Below are 18,100 nucleotides of genomic sequence, written 5' to 3'. Positions count from 1 at the left end.
TCGCAACAAGATACAAAAGCCAGCGGTTAGATACTGTGGTCAGTTTTGGTACCGCGTTGCAAGATGTGGAGTTTCAACCCCTTATTACATGTCTAAACGGCGTCACCGATCGGCTCCAAAACGAGGCTGATTCTCAGGATTGACCGTTCAGCGTTGACGCCTCTTCCACACGGTCATTTACACCCTCAGCGCCACTTGCAAAATATGCAAAAAGCCTTTATATTCCCCGTTCTTTCTCGAACCTCTTCCTTATTGGAGTCAAAAGTGCCTCGCTACTTCGCCATCACCTGCTAACGCTGACGAAATGCTCTTTGCAGCATCGTTCGGCGCGTTGACGCCCCCGATTGCTGCGGCACTGCTCTTTCCGCACACGCATCCGTGACGCTAGTCTTGATCGTCCACGCCCGAACACGTCGTCAGCACCCCTGACCCTGTATGGACACGCCCCGGTGAACGCGGCGTGGGACGCTATGTTTTTACAATCTTTACCCTTATTCAAATACCCGCGTACGCCGCACCTGGAAGGCTCGCGCCTGCAGGATGGCGACGACGGTTCCGACCAGATGCCCCTGAAGAAGCTGGCCGGCCAGTACGTCGTCATCGAGGAAAAAATCGATGGCGCCAACTCCGCCGTGTCGTTCAGCGATGCGGGCGAGGTGCTGCTGCAGTCGCGCGGCCATTACCTGGCTGGCGGCGGCAGTGAACGCCAGTTCAACCTGCTCAAACCGTGGGCGCACGCGCATGAACACGCCTTGCTGCATCTGCTGGAAGATCAATTTGTGCTGTTTGGCGAATGGTCTTACAGCAAGCATTCCGTGTTTTACGACCGGCTGCCCCATTACTTCAACGAGTTCGACGTGTATTGCCGCCGCAGCCAAATGTTTTTGTCGACGTCGCGCCGCCACGCCATGTTGGCCGGCTCGCCCGTGCTGTCCGTGCCCGTGCTGTATGCGGGTTTGATGCCCACGTCGCCAAAACAACTGTGGCAGCTGCTGCGCCATTCGCTGGCCAAGTCCCGGCTGTGGCGCGACGCATTCGAGGGCGTGGTGGCGCGCGAACGCTTGCCGCTGGACCTGTGCTGGAAACAGACGGACAAGTCCGACCACGCGGAAGGCCTGTACCTGAAAGTGGAAGACGACGAGCAAGTGCTGGCCCGCTACAAGCTGGTGCGGCATGACTTTACGCAAACCATCCTCGACAGCGGCTCGCACCACAGCACGCGGCCCCTGATCCCGAATCTGCTGGCCGACGGCGTCGACCTGTACGCGCCGCAGCCGCTGGTCACATGGGAAAGCCTGGGCTTGCATACCTGCGAGTCGCTCGATGAACTGGCAGCACGCTCAGGGAACACAACAAGGAGTACAAAATGATGCACTGGAAAACCCTGCAACAACTGGTGCCGCAAGCGGGCCAGTCGCCCGATTTCAGCGCCTGCCTGGCCGCTTTTCCGCAGTTGGAGCTGGCGAAGACGACGCCGCAAAATCCCGTGTACCACGCGGAAGGCGATGTGTGGACGCATACGATGATGGTGGTGGCATCCCTGCTGGCCATGCCCGACTACCAGCACGCCACGCGGGCGGAACAGGAAATCGTGTTCCTGGCCGCCTTGCTGCACGACGTGGCCAAGTGCAGCACTACGGTGATCGACCCGGTCACGGGCGCCATCGGCCAGCCCGGCCATTCGCGCAAGGGCGCGCTCGATGCGCGCATCGCCTTGTGGGATTGCGACGTGCCGTTTGTCGTGCGCGAGGAAATCTGCCGCCTGATCAATGTGCACCAGGTGCCGTTCTTCGCGCTGGAAACCTCGCGGCGCGGCGTCACGCCTGAATTTACCGTGCGCGAACTGTCGTGGCAGGTCGATATCCGCCTGCTGGCCATGCTGGCCGAGGCCGACATCCGTGGACGCATCTGCCCGGACCCGCAGCGCATACTCGATGCCATCGAGCTGTTCCGTGAACTGGCGCGCGAAGAAGGCTGCTATGGCCAGCGCAGGGTTTTTGTCGACGATCACACGCGCGTGAAATACTTTCGCGGCGCCGAGGCGCATCCCGATTACTCCCTGTTCCAGGAACCGGGATCGCACGTGATTGTCATGTCGGGCTTGCCCGCGTCGGGCAAGAATACGTGGGTGGACAAGCACCATCCGCGCCTGCCCGTCGTCTCCTTCGACGATGCGCGTACGGCCTTGGGCTTGAAGCATGGCAAGAACGAGGGGCAGGTGGGCGACTACGCGGAAGAGCGGGCGCGCGAACTGTTGCGCAAGGGCGAATCATTCGTGTGGAACGCCACGCATCTGTCAAAACTGATGCGCGAAAAGACGCTCAACCTGCTGTACAAATACCACGCACAGGTGGAACTCGTGTACCTGGAGCAGCCGCGCAAGGAGTTACTCCGGCGCAACGGCCAGCGCGATACCTCGCTCAGTAACAAGAAGCTGCAAGCGATGCTGTGGAACTGGGAAATCCCCTTGCCGATGGAAGCGCATGCCGTGCGTTACTGCGTCGATTGAAGTACTGTGGAAAGCGGCTTGTTCGCTGTTTTTTATGCGCGCATAAGCAATCAAAATAATAATTTTTATTTTAAAAATTGCAACAAACTGAGTATATTGCGACTCTTTCATTTATTACAATGAATGGCCTGGGTAGCTGAATGGCCAGGCTGTGGCGCGAGGGCCCTCCCTCGCGTTTCTTGTGTGAATCACTGCGTGATCCACTCTTCCTCATTGAATGAATAGGAGTCACCGATGCAAAAATCTCTCATCGCACTGGCTGCAGCCGCCTTGCTTGGCATTGGCGCTGCGTCTTCCGCTCAGGCGGCCACCCAGACCATCACTTTCAGCGCCGACCGCGCGCTGGGCGCCACCAACTGGACCGACACTTTGGGATTAGGAAAGTTCGATAGCAAACTGGGGACATTGACGTCGATCAAGTTCCACCTGGAAGGCGCCGTACAGGGCGGTGGCAAAGCGGAAAGCCTCGATGCAAGCGCATCCGACGTGACCCTGAGCCTGGCGTCGCTGCTGACCTTATACCGTCCCGATAATTCCACCTTGCTGGTGGCCAACCCGCTGTTCACGCAGACGTTTGCTCTGAGCGCCTTCGATGGCAGCATCGACTTTGCCGGCACCTCGGGCGCCAATACGGGACCCCGGTCGAGCACGGGCGCCAACTCCTACACAAGCGGCAGTGCCAGCGACTTCGCGCTGTTTTCCTCGGAGGGTGGTGGCTTGATCCAGCTGGGCCTGAACGCCATCGGTTCCTCGACGGGCAGCGGTTCCGGTAATTTGCTGACCCAGTTCCAGACGGCCGCTTCCGGCCGCGTGGCAGTGACGTATGAATACATCAGCGCCGTGCCGGAACCGGAAACCTATGTGATGCTGCTGACAGGCCTGGCGCTGGCCGGCGTGATGACGCGCCGCCGCAAGTCTACGGTGTGATCAGCGGTTCCCGCGTCCGGCGAGCAGCTGCGCGATCTCGCTGAATAGCTCATTGTTCAGCGAGGCGGGCAGGGTGGTGGCCAGGCTGCGGCTGTAGTAGGCGCCCAGGTCCAGGCCCAGCCCCAGCCCGCAGATTTCCACGGCGCCCTGCGCTTCGCGGCGCGCCACCACTTGTTTCAGATGTTGCGCCAGGTAAAACTCGTCGTTGGCCAGATTCGTGGCCGTATCCATCGGGCAACCGTCAGACACGACGAGCAGGATGCGCCGCCGTTCCGGGCGCGCCAGCATGCGCTGGCAGGCCCAATCCACGGCTTCGCCATCGACGCCTTCGCGGTACAAGTCCGCTTTCAGCAGGGCGGCGATGTCGGGCCGCGCGCGGCGCCAGCTGGTGTCGCCATCCTTGAAGACCATGTGTACAAGTTCGTTCAAGCGGCCCGGGTTGGCGGGCGAGCGGGCGCGCATCCAGTCGCGTCTGACTCTTCCCCCATTCCAGGCGCCCGTCGTAAAACCCAGCAACTCCGTGGTGATGCCCGCCTGGTCCAGCGCGCGCAGCAGAATGTCGAGCAGCACGGCCACGGATTCCGCATGCGTCTTCATGGAACCGGAGCAATCGACGAGAAAGGTGACCAGGCAATCGGCCTGCGGCAAAAATTGTTCCTTGCGAAACAGCCTGCGCTCGGAAGGCGAGCTGATCAGTTGAGCCAGGCGGCGGCCATCGATAGTGCCTTCTTCCTCGCCGAACGACCAGCCATCGCGCTGTGGCGCGGCCAGCAATTGCGTAAAGTGCCGCGCCAGGCGGGCCGTGTTGATGCCCAGGCTGGCGATGCGCGCATCCATGCGCTCACGGTATTCGAGCAGCAGGGCGCGGCGCACCAGTTCGCCCGCGTTTTCTTCGCGGTCATACGCCGTGCTGTAAGTCCGGTAGGCACCATCGCCATCGCTGAAGGCGCGGCTTTCGCCCAAGGGAGCCGCATCGGGCAGATGGTCGTTGTCGCTGTCGAAATCGAGCAGCAGCTTGAAGACTGCCTGGGCTTTCGCGTCGTCGGCCGCGTTTTGCTGGTCATCCTGCGCCGCCTGCGCCTCTTTCAGCATGCCATCGACGGCGTGGGCGATGGCCAGCGCGTGGCGCGCAAACGCAGCCTGGGCCAATCGGTGGCGGCGCAGACCCGCCAGGTCGCCGCTCAGCGCGGAGGAAACCGACCAGCGCGTGGCTTCGATGAAATCTTCTGTCTTTTCCAGCACGGGCCTGGCCGTCAGGCGCGACCAGCACATTTGGAATACCGTGTACAGCAGCAAGCCGGAAGCGCCTTCGGCCAGGCCGGAATCGTAAAACGCGTGCGACCAGGCCGTAAAGCGGTGGCGCAGGTTGTTGATCACACCGGCATGTTGATCAGGCGCAAGCGTTTCTACCCGCAATTGCTCCAGCAGCTCGAACACCAGACGCGCCACGGGCTCGACCGGACACAGCGACTTGTGCAGGGCCGCGTCCGTGTGCAGCAAACGCAAGGCCACGCTGTCGGCCGCGCCGCGCAGCGATGGCAAGTCTTGCAGCGCTGCATCGGGCTGCAGATGGGCTGCGTGGATGGACAGGGGACGGTGGCCGTCGTGCAGGCGCCGGCCCCGGTAACGGATGCTGGAAACCCCACTCAGCGCGCGGATGGCGCCCGCGCACAGCTCATCCGTTTCCTGCTGTTCGCGCGTGTAGGGGGCTGGCGCGGTCGCTTCGGCGTTCATGGCGCCGTCGCCAGCAATTCCTCATTGAAACAGCGCTGGTAATACTCGGCCACCATGGGCCGCTCGGCCTCGTCGCATTTGTTGAGGAAGGATAGGCGGAAGGCCAGCGCCGGGTCGCGGAAGATCTGGCAATTTTCCGCCCAGGTGATGACGGTGCGTGGCGACATCAAACAAGATAGGTCGCCCGCCGCATAGCCGTGGCGCGTGAGGCTGGCCACGGCCACCATGCTGCTCGCCAATTGGCGGCCCGCCTCGTCGTTCATGGCCGGGACACGCGCCAGCACGATTTCCATTTCTTCCGTCTGGGGCAAGTAGTTCAGGCTAGCAACGATATTCCAGCGGTCGATCTGCGCGTGATTCAGCACTTGCGTGCCGTGGTACATGCCGTTCAAGTTACCGAGGCCCACCGTATTCGAGGTGGCGAACAAACGAAAATGGGGATGCGGCGTGATGACGCGGTTCTGGTCGAGCAGGGTGAACTTGCCGTCGCGCTCGAGGATGCGCTGGATGACGAACATCACGTCGGGGCGGCCCGCGTCGTACTCGTCGAAGATCAGCGCCACGGGCCTTTGCAGCGACCAGGGCACGATGCCTTCCTGGAATTGCGTCACCTGCTGCTGTTCGCGCAGCACGATGGCGTCCTTGCCCACCAGGTCCAGGCGGCTGATGTGGCCATCGAGGTTGACGCGCACGCAAGGCCAGTTCAGGCGTGCCGCCACCTGCTCGATATGTGTGGACTTGCCCGTGCCATGCAAGCCTTGCACCATCACGCGGCGGTTGTGTGTGAAGCCGGCGAGTATCGCCAGGGTCACGTCCTGGTTGAAGCGGTAGGCGGGGTCGATGTCGGGCACGTGCGCGTCGCGTTCCGTGAAGACGGGCACGAGCAGGTCGCTGTCGATATTGAACAGGCTGCGCACGGACTGCAAGGTTTGCGCCGCTGCGGCGGGGGGATGTTGGCGTGAATCTGGCACCTTGTTCTCCTGGTCTAGCCGCAGCATGGGTGCCGCAGCGGTTATGAATGACCGGCCGAATGACCGGCTTGTAATGCGGCGTCGTCGTCCCCGCCCGTCGTCGGCATGGTTTCCGATTCGATGGCGGCCAGGGCTTGTGCGGCGCGCTGCAATGCTGGCAAGAAATGTAAAGCCTTGTCGTGCGTCAAACGGATGATGGGCGCCTGGATCGCCACGGCCAGATTCGAGCGGCCGTTCGGGTTCGGCACCAGCACGGCGACGCATAGCAGGCCGGGCAGGAATTCCTCGTCGTCCAGCGCATAGCCGTTGCGGCGCACCAATTCCAGTTCGCGTTCCAGCTTGACGGGGTCGGTCTCCGTCTTGTCCGTAAAGCGCGTCAATTCCATGTGGCCCAGCAGGCGGCGCCGCTGCACGGGCGTCATTTGCGCCAGGAACAGCTTGCCGCTCGACGAGCAGTGGGCCGGCACGCGCGAACCGGGATGCAGATAGAAGCGCAGCGGGGCCGCCGTTTCCACCCGGTCCAGGTACACCACTTCGCTGCCGCTGAAGGCCGTCAGGTTGCAGCTTTCGCCCACTTCCTCGACCAGCTGGCGCAAGACCATGCGGCGGGCACCATGGAAAGTGTTGTTAATCAGCAGGTTCGACGCCAGGCGGCGCAGGCGCACGCCCGTGCTGTAGTGGCGGCCATCGCTTTCGCGCTGCAGCACGCCCACGCTTTCCAGTTGTTGCAGCATGCGGTGCAAAGTGGGCTTGGGCAGGCCCGTTTCTTCCACCAGCGCTTGCAGCGACAGCAACTGGTCTTTCTCGGCAATCACTTCCAGCAAGGCAAACAAACGCATCGTGGGCGTGTCGCCTTCCAGTTTTTCCGGCTCAAGTTTTGGGGATGAAATCATGTCCATGGTGGCCTCGGTTGGGTAGCGATGAGTGTTACTTCAGCTTATTTCATTTTCGAACTCAAATTGTACCGTTTCCTTGAAAATCTGTTTGACTTTTGATTCCCGAACGCTTAAATTGAATTGTATATCAAATTTCGGAACAAAATATACCGATTTTTGATAATTTCACAGCAATTCATCACCACAGACCAGGAGACACCCATGAATGACATGACCGAGCAAAAAGCCGCCGCCGCAGCGGCCATTCCCACCGGCCCGCAAAAGATGACGCCTTCCGAAGCGTTCGTGGAAACCTTGGCCGCCAATGGCGTGACCGACATGTTCGGCATCATGGGCTCGGCCTTCATGGACCCGATGGATATCTTTGCGCCCGCCGGCATCCGTTTGATTCCCGTCGTGCACGAGCAGGGCGCCGGCCACATGGCCGACGGCTATGCCCGCGTCTCGGGACGCCACGGCGTGGTCATCGGCCAGAACGGCCCCGGCATCAGCAATTGCGTCACCGCCATCGCCGCCGCCTACTGGGCGCATACGCCCGTCGTGATCATCACGCCTGAGACCGGCACCATGAGCATGGGCCTGGGCGGCTTCCAGGAAGCGAACCAGTTGCCGATGTTCGAAGAATTTACGAAATATCAAGGCCACGTCACCCATCCAGCCCGCATGGCCGAATTTACGGGCCGCTGCTTCGACCGCGCCATGTCGGAAATGGGACCGACGCAATTGAATATCCCGCGCGACTATTTCTATGGCGAAATCAAGGCGGAAATCCCCAAACCGAACCGCCTGGACCGTGGCGCCGGCGGCGAGCAAAGCCTCAACGATGCGGCGGAACTGCTGGCGAAAGCCAAGTTCCCCGTCATCATCTCGGGCGGCGGCGTCGTCATGGGCGAAGCGATCGACGAGTGCAAGGCCCTGGCCGAGCGCTTGGGTGCGCCCGTCGTCAACAGCTATCTGCATAACGACTCGTTCCCCGCCAGCCACCCGCTGTGGTGCGGCCCGCTCGGTTACCAGGGTTCGAAAGCGGCCATGAAGCTAATTGCCAAGGCCGACGTCGTCGTCGCCCTCGGTTCGCGTTTGGGACCGTTCGGCACCTTGCCGCAGCACGGCATGGATTACTGGCCGAAAAACGCCAAAATCATCCAGATCGATGCGGACAACAAGATGCTGGGCCTGGTGAAAAAGATTTCGGTCGGCATCTGCGGCGACGCTAAGGCAGCCGCGAAAGCCATCCTGGCGCGCCTGGATGGCAAGAACCTCGATTGCGACGCCACGCGCGACGAGCGCTATGTCACGGTGCAAGCGGAAAAAGCTGCGTGGGAAGAGGAATTGACGAACTGGACCCATGAAAAGGATGCGTACAGCCTGGACATGATTGAAGAGCAAAAGAAAGAACCGGGCAGCTATCTGCACCCGCGCCAGGTCTTGCGCGAGCTGGAAAAAGCCATGCCGGAAGACGTGATGGTGTCGACCGACATCGGCAACATCAACTCGGTGGCGAACAGCTACTTGCGCTTTGAAAAGCCGCGCAGCTTCTTTGCGGCGATGAGCTTTGGCAACTGCGGTTATGCGTTTCCGACCATCATCGGCGCCAAGGTTGCCGCACCGCATCGTCCGGCCGTGTCGTATGCGGGCGACGGCGCCTGGGGCATGAGCTTGATGGAAACGATGACTTGCGTGCGCCACAACATTCCCGTGACGGCCGTGGTGTTCCACAACCGCCAGTGGGGCGCGGAAAAGAAAAACCAGGTGGATTTCTACAACCGCCGTTTCGTGGCCGGTGAGCTCGACAACCAGAGCTTCGCGGAAATCGCGCGCGCCATGGGCGCCGAAGGCATCACGGTCGACAAGCTGGAAGACGTGGGGCCGGCCTTGAAGAAAGCCATCGCCATGCAGATGAATGAAGGCAAGACCACCATCATTGAAATCATGTGCACGCGCGAGCTGGGCGACCCGTTCCGCCGCGATGCGCTGAGCAAACCGATCCGTCACCTGGACAAGTACAAAGACTACGTGTAAGTCAGCCAGCCTGTGGGAGTGGGCTGTGACCAAATTCTCACAGATTGTCACGGAAACATCATAATTTCATTAAAGAATACGAGGCGTCCCGTTTTTTCGATTATTTGATTTGACAAGGCCATGCTTAAGGCTTAAATTCAATAAAAGACAAAAAACGGAACGTATCGTATCAAAAACGATTTACGGAGACAACCATGAACCACCCTATACCGCACACCGACGCCGTTACTACTGATTTCCTGCAAGCGTACGGCGATGCCTGGAACCGCCACGATATCGAGGCCCTGATGGCCGCCATGGCTGACGACTGCGAATTCCACGCTGTGGCCGGTCCTGACTTGCTGGGCAAGAGTTTTATTGGCCGCGACGCCGTGCGCGCCGGTTTCGAGCTGGCCTGGCAAACCTTCCCCGATGCCGCCTGGCACAACCCCGTGCATTTTGTCAGCGGCGAGCGCGGCGTGACGGAGTCGACCTTTGCTGGCACCAAGGCGGACGGCACGCGCATCGAAGCGCGCATGGTCGACATCTTCACTTTCCGCGACGGCAAGATCGCCGTGAAGAATGCCTTCCGCAAGGATCGCCCACCGGTCGTCACGGCCAAGCAAGCCGCCTAAGCCAGCACGTTCACCAGGAATGACCATGAACAAACCTGTCGACACCCCGCCTGGCGTAATGGGCAGCAACAGCACCGCCGCCCGCACGCCCTACGATCCCGCCTTCGATCCTCTGGTGGCCCAGCGTCCCGGCCACGGCAATGCCTACGCGCCCACCTACTGGATCGGCACGGCCGGCGAACCGCCTGCCGACGACGGCCCCATCACGCATGACATCGACGTCGACGTGGCCATCATCGGTTCCGGCTTCACTGGCCTGAGCTGCGCCATCTTCCTGGCCCAGGAACACGGCATCAAGGCCACCGTGCTGGAAGCGAACCGTGTCAGCTGGGGCTGCAGCACGCGCAACGGCGGCCAGGCCCAATGCACGACGGGTCGCCTGAAGCGCTCGCAGTGGATAGACCGCTATGGGCTGGACACGGCCCTGAAACTGCACGCGGAAGTGTGCGACGCGATGGAAACGTTCAAGAAGATCACGGCCGACATCGATTGCGACCCGCAGCCGGGCGGCCACCTGTATATCGCTCACAAGGCGAAAGCCATGCCTGCGCTGGAAAAAGAAGCCAAGGTGATGCGCGAGATCTTCCAGTACGACGCCCGCATCCTCGACGCCGACACCGTCAAGCGCGAATTTGTCGATGACAAGGAAGCGGCCGGCGCGCTGCACGAGCCGGAAGGCATCGGCATCCATGCGGGCAAGCTGGCTTTCGGCTACCTGCGCAAGGCGCGCGCGCTGGGCGCCAAGGTACATCCATCGAGTCCCGTGATGGGCTGGGAAACGCGCAACGGCGTGCATTATCTGCAAACGCCGGGCGGCGTGGTGCGTGCCCGATCCGTGGCCGTGGCCACGGGCGGCTACACCTCGCCCCATCTGCATCCGCAAGTGAAGAACCGCCTGCTGCCGATTTTGTCGAACTCGCTTGTCACGCGTCCATTGACCCCGGCGGAAATCGAGGCGTGCAACTTCCGCACCCATCAGGTGATCACGGATACGCGCATCCTGCGCCACTACTACCGCTTGATGCCGGATAAGCGCGTGCAGATCGGCAGCCGCAGCGCCATCACGGGCGCCGACGCACCGGAAGACAAATACAAACAGTCTTTGATCAACGATCTGCACCGCAAGTTCCCCGCGCTGACGGGCATCGCCATCGATTACTCGTGGTGGGGCTGGGTCGACGTCAGCCACGACATGATGCCGCGCATCGTGCAACCGGACCCCAAGCAATCGATTTTTTATTCACTCGGTTACGGCGGCAACGGCGTCATGTACTCGGCGCAGGCGGGGCGGCGCATGGCCGAGCGCATCGCCGGCAAGGCCAGCGACACGGGCTTGCCGATCTTCAATTCGCAACTGCCGTATCCCAACATGATGGAACTGGTCGAGTCGCAAGCGTTCGCGCCGTTCCGCCGCCTGGGCCAGCGCTTCCTGTACCGCTGGTATCACTTGAAGGATGAAGTTTTCTAAAAGCAGCACTGTAGTTCAAGTCGCCGCATGAGCTGGCATCAGACCGGCCAGCGGCGCCATCCGCAAGGATGTTACTGCCCGCACGTTCACACATAACAATAAATCTTGGAGTGAGACATGAACACAATTACGAGCAAAACCCCGAGCAAAAACGCGGTTTTTTCAACGATGCGCCGCGCCGTCCTCGGCACCCTGGTGCTGGGCGTTACCCTGGCCTTCAGCGCTACGGCTTTTGCGCAAAGCAAGGAAGTGACGATAGCCTACCAGGAAATCAACGGTCCCTTCCTGGTGGCGATTGCCAGCGGCGAAGTCGAGAAAACCACCGGTTATAAAATCAACTGGCGCAAGTTCGACTCGGGCGCCAAGGTGGCCACCGGCATGGCGTCCGGCGACGTGCAGATCGGCGTCATCGGGTCCAGCCCCCTGACGGCGGCCGTCAGCCGCGGCGTCGACCTGCAGCTGTTCTGGATCATCGACGACATCAATGAAGCCGAAGCGATGGTGGCCCGCAATGGCGCCGGCATCACCAAGCCCACCGACTTGCGCGGCAAGAAGATCGCCGTGCCTTTCGTTTCCACCACGCACTTCCACACCATGTTCGCGCTGGAAACGTGGGGCATCAAGCCCACGGAAGTGAAATTGCTGAACATGCAGCCGAACCAGATCGCCGCCGCCTGGGAGCGGGGCGATATCGATGCCGCCTTCGTTTGGGACCCGGCCTTGAGCAAACTCAAGCAAAACGGCAAGGTGCTGGTGACTTCCGGTGAACTGAGCAAGAAGGGCAAGGCCACGTTTGATGGCATGGCCGTCGAGCGCGCCTGGGGGGAAGCGAACGCGGACTTTATGGCCAAGTTCGTCAAGGTGATGGCCGCTGCCGACGCCGACTACCGCGCCAATCCCAAGGCCTGGACCGTCGATTCGCCGCAAGTGAAAGCCAACGTCAAGCATTCGGGTGCGGCCGCCAAGGACGTGGCCGCTTCCGTGGCCCTGTACGCCTATCCTTCCTTGCAGGAGCAGGCGTCGCCGGCCTGGCTCGGTGGCGGCGCGAAGGGCGGCGTGGCGCAAGCCTTGCTGGCCACGGCGCAATTTTTAAAGGGCGAAGGCAAGATCGACACCCTGGCAAGCGATTACGCCAAGTATGTGACACCCAGGTATGCACAGGCCGCTGGCCTGCTGAAGTAAACGTTGTGCGATGGCGCGCCTACGGGCGCGCTGACTGAACAGATGCGTTGAACTGAAGTACTACCTATGCGGGGACATCATGGAAAATCTGGACGTCAAGGATGTCAGCGTGATTTATCCGGGCAAGACGGCCGGTGAACGCGTACATGCCTTAAATAATATCAACCTGACCATCAATAGCGGCGACTTCGTCGTCGCGCTGGGCGCCTCTGGTTGCGGCAAGACAACCTTGCTGAGCCTGATGGCGGGCTTTATTGCCCCGTCCAAGGGCGAAATCATGCTCGGCGACAATAAAGTGGAAGGGCCGGGCGCCGACCGTGGCGTGGTGTTCCAGAAACATGCCTTACTGCCGTGGCTAAACGTGATGGAAAACGTGGAATTCGGCTTGAAGCTGCAAGGCGTGCCGAAAGCCGTGCGGCGCGAACAGGCGGCCAAGAATCTGGCGCTGGTCGGCTTGAAGGACTTTCACGACAATATGATTTATCAATTGTCGGGCGGCATGCAGCAAAGGGTCGGCATTGCCCGTGCCCTGACCAGCAATCCCGCCATGCTGCTGATGGATGAACCGATGGCGGCGCTCGATGCGCTGACCCGCGAAACCATCCAGGAATTGCTGCTCGATATCTGGGCCAAGTCCAGCACCATGTTCTTCTTCATTACCCACAGCGTCGACGAGGCGCTGTTCCTGGCGAACCGGCTGATCGTCATGTCGCCCCGTCCGGGCCGCATCACGCACACGTATGAACTCGATTTCAACAAGCGCTTCCTCGAGTGCCGCGATGCGCGCGCCGTGAAATCGAGCCCTGACTTCATCAAGATGCGCGAAACGGTGCTCAACATCATTTATGGCGACGAGCGCGCAATGAACCAAGAGCGCGCAGTCAATAAAGAGCTGGAGGTGTCCCATGCATAGCCCATCCATCGTGGGATTTCCTCCCACCACCGCCAAGCGCGCCGGCTTTTTTGCGCGCCTGTTCGCTCCCCGCTGCGCCATGCCCGGCGAAGCGTTCGGCGCGCCGGGACAGGGCAATTCCAGCCGCATCGCCACGGTCACCGTCATCGCCGTGCTCTTGCTGTGGTTAGCCGTGACGGCCAGCGGCATGGTCAAACCGCTGTTCCTGCCGTCGCCGCAAGCCGTGTACGAGAAATTCATCATGGCGGCCACGACCGGTTTCGGCGGCGCCACCCTGTGGGAACACACGGTGGCCAGCCTGGTGCGCGTGTTCGGCGCCTTTGGCCTGGCCTGCCTGTTGGCCATTCCCATCGGCGTGATGATGGGCGTCAATCGCGTGGCACGCGGCATCTTCGATCCCTTGATCGAGTTCTACCGCCCGTTGCCGCCGCTCGCTTACTTGCCACTGGTCATCATCTGGTTCGGCATCGGCGAATTTTCGAAGGTCTACCTGATCTTCCTGGCCATCTTCGCGCCGATGGCGATTGCCGCCCGCGCCGGCGTCAGCTCGGTGTCGCTGGAGCAAATCCACGCGGCCTATTCGATGGGCGCCACGCGCTTCCAGGTGATTGTGCACGTGATTCTGCGCGCCGCGATTCCGGAAATCCTCACCGGCATGCGCATCGGCATCGGCGTGGGCTGGACCACCCTGGTGGCTGGCGAAATGGTGGCGGCCACGCGCGGCCTCGGCTACATGGTGCTGAGCGCCTCCGAGTTCCTGGCCAGCGATGTGGTGATCATGGGCATCATCGTGATCGGCTTCTTTGCTTTCCTGTTTGATTTGATGATGCGCTACCTCGAACGTACCCTCGTGCCATGGAAGGGCAAGGTGTAAGACGTTCCCGGGAGTGGCGCCGGTGCCACAAGTGTTGCCGCCGCTCCTCTTTTTAACCGCCATACCCCGTACGTATCCTCCAGCGCGCTTGCCCCATGGCCGCCGCGCCGGGCCGCTGCATTTCCAGATTGACTTATGGCTTGCAGCCAACCAGACTGATTTGATGATGTATCGATGCTGCTTGACGGTGTTGCCCAAATAAAACAAAGCCGCGCGGCAGAAACCCGCCGCAGCAGGCCAGGGCGCACCGAGCTTCAGAGATTTTCAGGAGACAAAACATGATTAGCGAATCGCATAACAGTACCGGCTTGCAGCACTCGCTCAAGCAACGCCACATGAGCATGATCGCCATAGGCGGCGTGATCGGCGCCGGCCTCTTTGTCGGCAGCGGCGTCATCGCCAAGGCCGCCGGCCCTGCCGCCATCCTTTCCTTCTTGCTCACGGGCGGCCTGGTCGTTCTGATCATGCGCATGCTGGGCGAGCTGGCTTCATCCCTGCCCGTGGTCGGCTCCTTTTACGAATATGCGCGCCTGGCTTTCGACGACAAGCCGAAAGTATCGAAATTCCTCGGCTTCATGAGCGGCTGGATGTACTGGTATTTCTGGGTTGTCGTCGTGGCGCTGGAAGCCATCGCCGGCGCCAAGCTGGTCAACTTCTGGCTGCCCGACGTGCCGTCGTGGTCGATCAGCCTGGTGCTGCTCGTGTCGATGACCGTGCTCAATTTGTTCTCCGTCAAGGCCTTTGGTGAATTCGAATTCTGGTTCGCCTCGATCAAGGTGGTCGCCATCGTCGTTTTCCTGTTTGTGGGCGCCCTATTCATCACGGGCAGCTTGCCTAACAGCATCCCGACCCTGGGTTTCTTGACCAGCAACGGCGGCTTCATGCCGCACGGCTGGGGACCGGTACTGAGCGGCGCCGTCGCCGCCACGGCCTTTTATTCGGGCGCTGAAATCGTCACCATCGCGGCCGCCGAAACCTCGGACCCGGCCAAGGCCATTGCCCGCGCTACCAATTCCGTCATCACGCGCGTGCTGATGTTTTATGTGGGTTCCATGTTTGTCGTCGTCTGCATCGTGCCCTGGGATTCGCTGGCCATCGCCACGCCTTTCGTCAGCGCCTTGACCGTCATGAACATTCCGTACGCGGCCCACATCATGAACGCCATCATCCTGACGGCCGTGCTGTCGGCCTTGAATTCCAGCCTGTACGCCTCGTCGCGCATGATTTTTGCGCTGACGCGCCGCGGCGATGCCCCCACGGGCTTGGTCAAGTTGAGCAAGAACGGCGTGCCCATTCGCGCCATCCTGTTCAGCACCTTGTTCGCCTATTTCGCCATTGCCGTCTCGTATGTGTCGGCCGACCTGGTGTTCCCCTTCATCGTCAATTCCTACGGCATCCTGATCCTGTTTGTGTACTTGCTGATTGCGATATCTCAATTGCGCCTGCGCCGCCGCCTGGAACGCGAATGTCCGGAACGCATCAAGGTGCGCATGTGGCTATTCCCTTACCTGACGTATTTCACCATCATCGCCATGCTGGTGATCCTGGGTGCCATGAGTGTGTCGTCCGATACGGAGCAACGCGTGTCGTTCTGGTTCGGCCTGTTGAGCGTGGTCATCATGAGCGTCATGTACTACATCAAGAAGCTGGTCAACGATGACCGCAACGGCGGTGAAACGGCCGACACCAAAGTGGAGCTCAAACATGTCTGACACGATCTTCTTGCCCGCCGGTCGGCGCTGAGCGCCTCCATCACTTTGCCGGTTGAAAATGGCGAGCGCGAACTGGTGGCCTTTCCGCAAAAGCGCCCGCTGATCCTGCTGATCCTGCTGATCCTGCTGACCAGCGGAGCACGGGCTAGCGCATTCCCGACGCCGGCTCCGGTTTCATCGAGCCAGGCGCGTCTGTGGGCAAGACGACGCCCATCAGCCGCCTCAACGTGCGCTCCTTCATTGCCAGCGTGCAAGATGGCGCGCAGGTAAAAGCGGGGCGCGACCAGCGCTTGCGCGGCTTCGCCTTCGACAGCGGCCATGGCATCAGCGAAGTGACTGTGTCGTTTGACGGTGGGACAAGGGCAAGGACGGTGTCGCTGCCGTGGTAGCCAACATCCTGGCGGCGTCGGCAAATAAGCGCCCGTGCCCATGCCTCGGTTCAGCCAGCTCAGTGTCGCTGATGCGGCGACCCCGTAATACCACTTGCCACCGCGAGCCCTGTGCGGTATTGCCCGCTGCCATGCTGCAGCGGTCTTTTTTTTACTTCCCTCATTCGCCGCCGCATCGCTTGACTATGCAGTGATCGCCAGCACTGGTATTGTGAAAAACACCACTATATAAAACCACTTGACTACCAATTTTTAGCGTCGCATTCTCTGTGCAGAAAGCCGACGCTTCGCTGTGCTTTCTTTACGTACAACATAAAAAGCTACTTCGATAGTTTTCGTATAACGTTCAGGAGACAATGTGAAGACACGGCAATCAAGCCGGCTGGCTACGCCATTCATGGCTGGCCTGCTGGGCAGCGCGCTGCTCGCTTGCGGCGGCAATTCCACCACCGAACCCCCATCGACCCTGCTGGCCGCGATCACCGCAAGCGACAGTTGCGCGGCTTGGAGCGCCAGCGCCGTCTACACGGCAGGGCAGTGCGCCGTCTACGACGGCAAGGTCTACCGCGCCAAATGGTGGGTGCAGGGTACGGCGCCGAACCACGACCAGTGGGGACCGTGGAGCCTGGATACCACCACACCGACCCCAACACCGACCCCAACGCCGACACCCACGCCGACCCCAACCCCAACGCCCGGCATTCCCACCAAGGCCCAGGCCGAGGCGAACGAGGCGGCGCTGACGAACAATGATTTCTTCCGCAAGGTCAAGGCCTCGATCCGAACCCTGGGCAATACGGCCGTCGAGGCCGTGCAGCCTGGCCTGGCCAGCAATCCGCTCAACGTCAAGCGCGTCGAGCGCCTGTTGCCGGCGGCGAAGTGGGATTACTATTTTGCCGCGCGCGACGCCAGCTACACCTACCAGCGCTTCCTGCAAGCCGTGGCCAAGTTCCCCGCCGTGTGCGACGACTATGGCGATGGGCGCAATGCGGATGCCATCTGCCGCCACAGCCTGGCGACCATGTTTGCCCACTTCGGGCAAGAGACGGGCGACCATAACGCCAGCAGCCCGCTGCCGCAATGGCGCCAGGGCTTGAAGTATTTGCGCGAGCTGGGCTGCGACGAGACGGGCGCTGGCTGCGGCTATAACATCGAATGCGCCGACCCCGTCTTCAACAAGGTGTGGACGTGCGGCAAGAACGCCGATGGCAGCTTCAAGAAGTATTTCGGCCGCGGCGCCAAGCAACTGTCGTACAACTACAACTACGGTCCCTTCTCGCAAGCCATGCATGACGGCGACCAGTCCGTGCTGCTGAAGAATCCGGACCTGGTGGCATCGACCTGGCTGAACCTGGCGTCGGCCACGTTTTTCTTTGTCTATCCGCAACCGCCGAAACCGTCGATGTTGCATGTGCTCGACGGCACTTGGGTACCGAACGCGGCCGATACGACGGCCGGCGCGGGCAATAATTTTGCCACCACCATCATGATCATCAATGCCGAATGCGGGCAGGGCACGGAAAAACAGGCCGCGCAAAACCGCATCGATTACTACAAGCAATTTGCCGCCGACATGGGCTGGGATTATTCCGCCGAACAATTGTCGTGCGCCAATATGCAACGCTTCACCCCGGCCAGTTCCGCTTCCTACAACATCTATTGGGAAAAGAACTGGAGCGCCGGTGGCGACAATCAATGCCAGCTGGTCAGCTATCAAACCCCGTACAGTGCTTTGCAGGCGGGGAACTACGTGAAATGCGTGGAAGCCAACTGGAATGTGAAGTTGCAGTAGCAGTCAATGCAGGACTAGCCGGCCAGGGATAACAGTTGACAAGAGCCCCTCGAGGGGCCTGCAACAAGCTCACAATGTACAAGCTGTATAACCATAATGG

15 protein-coding genes are annotated in these 18,100 nt (G+C 60.8%); 12 read left to right on the top strand and 3 right to left on the bottom strand.

The window, feature by feature from the left end:
* Positions 1-470 precede the first annotated feature (470 nt).
* The 3 genes from ACP7DE_RS12355 (at position 471) to ACP7DE_RS12345 (ending at position 3,436) form a co-directional block, all read left to right on the top strand.
* A complete protein-coding gene (locus ACP7DE_RS12355; RefSeq protein WP_426072368.1) occupies positions 471-1,370 on the top strand; it encodes an RNA ligase family protein in 900 nt (299 codons plus the stop codon).
* Positions 1,367-2,509, top strand: a complete 1,143-nt coding sequence (locus tag ACP7DE_RS12350) for an AAA family ATPase (RefSeq protein ID WP_426072367.1) — start codon at positions 1,367-1,369, stop codon at positions 2,507-2,509. Before ACP7DE_RS12355 ends, ACP7DE_RS12350 begins: the two co-directional genes overlap by 4 nt.
* A 234-nt stretch (positions 2,510-2,743) precedes the next feature.
* Complete coding sequence (locus ACP7DE_RS12345; RefSeq protein ID WP_426072366.1) at positions 2,744-3,436, top strand: choice-of-anchor E domain-containing protein; 693 nt, start codon at positions 2,744-2,746, stop codon at positions 3,434-3,436.
* On the opposite strand, the gene ACP7DE_RS12340 is transcribed toward ACP7DE_RS12345, so the two are convergent.
* From ACP7DE_RS12340 to ACP7DE_RS12330, 3 genes are read right to left on the bottom strand one after another with little or no spacing between them, the layout of a single operon-like run.
* Positions 3,437-5,170, bottom strand: coding sequence for a cobaltochelatase CobT-related protein (locus ACP7DE_RS12340; protein WP_426072365.1), 1,734 nt, complete (start codon positions 5,168-5,170; stop codon positions 3,437-3,439).
* On the bottom strand, positions 5,167-6,141 hold the full coding sequence (locus tag ACP7DE_RS12335; RefSeq protein WP_426072364.1) for an AAA family ATPase: 975 nt from the start codon (positions 6,139-6,141) through the stop codon (positions 5,167-5,169). The genes ACP7DE_RS12340 and ACP7DE_RS12335 overlap by 4 nt, the downstream gene beginning before the upstream one ends.
* Before the next feature lie 41 nt (positions 6,142-6,182).
* A complete protein-coding gene (locus tag ACP7DE_RS12330) occupies positions 6,183-7,034 on the bottom strand; it encodes an IclR family transcriptional regulator (RefSeq protein ID WP_426072363.1) in 852 nt (283 codons plus the stop codon).
* 213 nt (positions 7,035-7,247) lie between these two features.
* On the opposite strand from ACP7DE_RS12330, the gene xsc reads away from it, so the two are divergent.
* The 9 genes from xsc to ACP7DE_RS12285 all read left to right on the top strand — a co-directional run bounded on the left by xsc (position 7,248) and on the right by ACP7DE_RS12285 (position 18,000).
* Positions 7,248-9,056: a sulfoacetaldehyde acetyltransferase gene (xsc, locus tag ACP7DE_RS12325; protein ID WP_426072551.1), complete on the top strand. Its 1,809-nt coding sequence runs from the start codon at positions 7,248-7,250 to the stop codon at positions 9,054-9,056.
* A 194-nt stretch (positions 9,057-9,250) separates the two neighbouring features.
* Positions 9,251-9,670 (top strand): nuclear transport factor 2 family protein, encoded by a 420-nt coding sequence (locus ACP7DE_RS12320; RefSeq protein WP_426072362.1) that lies wholly within the window; start codon positions 9,251-9,253, stop codon positions 9,668-9,670.
* A 58-nt stretch (positions 9,671-9,728) separates the two neighbouring features.
* On the top strand, positions 9,729-11,138 hold the full coding sequence (locus ACP7DE_RS12315) for an NAD(P)/FAD-dependent oxidoreductase (RefSeq protein WP_426072550.1): 1,410 nt from the start codon (positions 9,729-9,731) through the stop codon (positions 11,136-11,138).
* 117 nt (positions 11,139-11,255) lie between these two features.
* Positions 11,256-12,320: a taurine ABC transporter substrate-binding protein gene (tauA, locus tag ACP7DE_RS12310; RefSeq protein ID WP_426072361.1), complete on the top strand. Its 1,065-nt coding sequence runs from the start codon at positions 11,256-11,258 to the stop codon at positions 12,318-12,320.
* A 79-nt stretch (positions 12,321-12,399) separates the two neighbouring features.
* Positions 12,400-13,233, top strand: a complete 834-nt coding sequence (locus ACP7DE_RS12305) for a taurine ABC transporter ATP-binding protein (RefSeq protein ID WP_426072360.1) — start codon at positions 12,400-12,402, stop codon at positions 13,231-13,233.
* A 79-nt stretch (positions 13,234-13,312) separates the two neighbouring features.
* Positions 13,313-14,107: an ABC transporter permease subunit gene (locus ACP7DE_RS12300; protein WP_426072549.1), complete on the top strand. Its 795-nt coding sequence runs from the start codon at positions 13,313-13,315 to the stop codon at positions 14,105-14,107.
* Between the two features lie 278 nt (positions 14,108-14,385).
* Complete coding sequence (locus ACP7DE_RS12295; protein WP_426072359.1) at positions 14,386-15,819, top strand: amino acid permease; 1,434 nt, start codon at positions 14,386-14,388, stop codon at positions 15,817-15,819.
* Between the two features lie 194 nt (positions 15,820-16,013).
* On the top strand, positions 16,014-16,208 hold the full coding sequence (locus ACP7DE_RS12290) for a hypothetical protein (RefSeq protein ID WP_426072358.1): 195 nt from the start codon (positions 16,014-16,016) through the stop codon (positions 16,206-16,208).
* 358 nt (positions 16,209-16,566) lie between these two features.
* Positions 16,567-18,000 carry a glycoside hydrolase family 19 protein gene (locus ACP7DE_RS12285; protein ID WP_426072357.1) on the top strand — a complete coding sequence of 478 codons (1,434 nt, stop codon included), beginning with the start codon at positions 16,567-16,569 and terminating at the stop codon, positions 17,998-18,000.
* The last annotated feature ends 100 nt before the right edge of the window (positions 18,001-18,100 follow it).

Origin of the sequence: Janthinobacterium sp. DSP2-3-3, assembly GCF_049897325.1 — a bacterium.
Taxonomy (GTDB): domain Bacteria; phylum Pseudomonadota; class Gammaproteobacteria; order Burkholderiales; family Burkholderiaceae_D; genus Janthinobacterium.
This window is presented reverse-complemented; position numbering and strand designations above follow the sequence as displayed.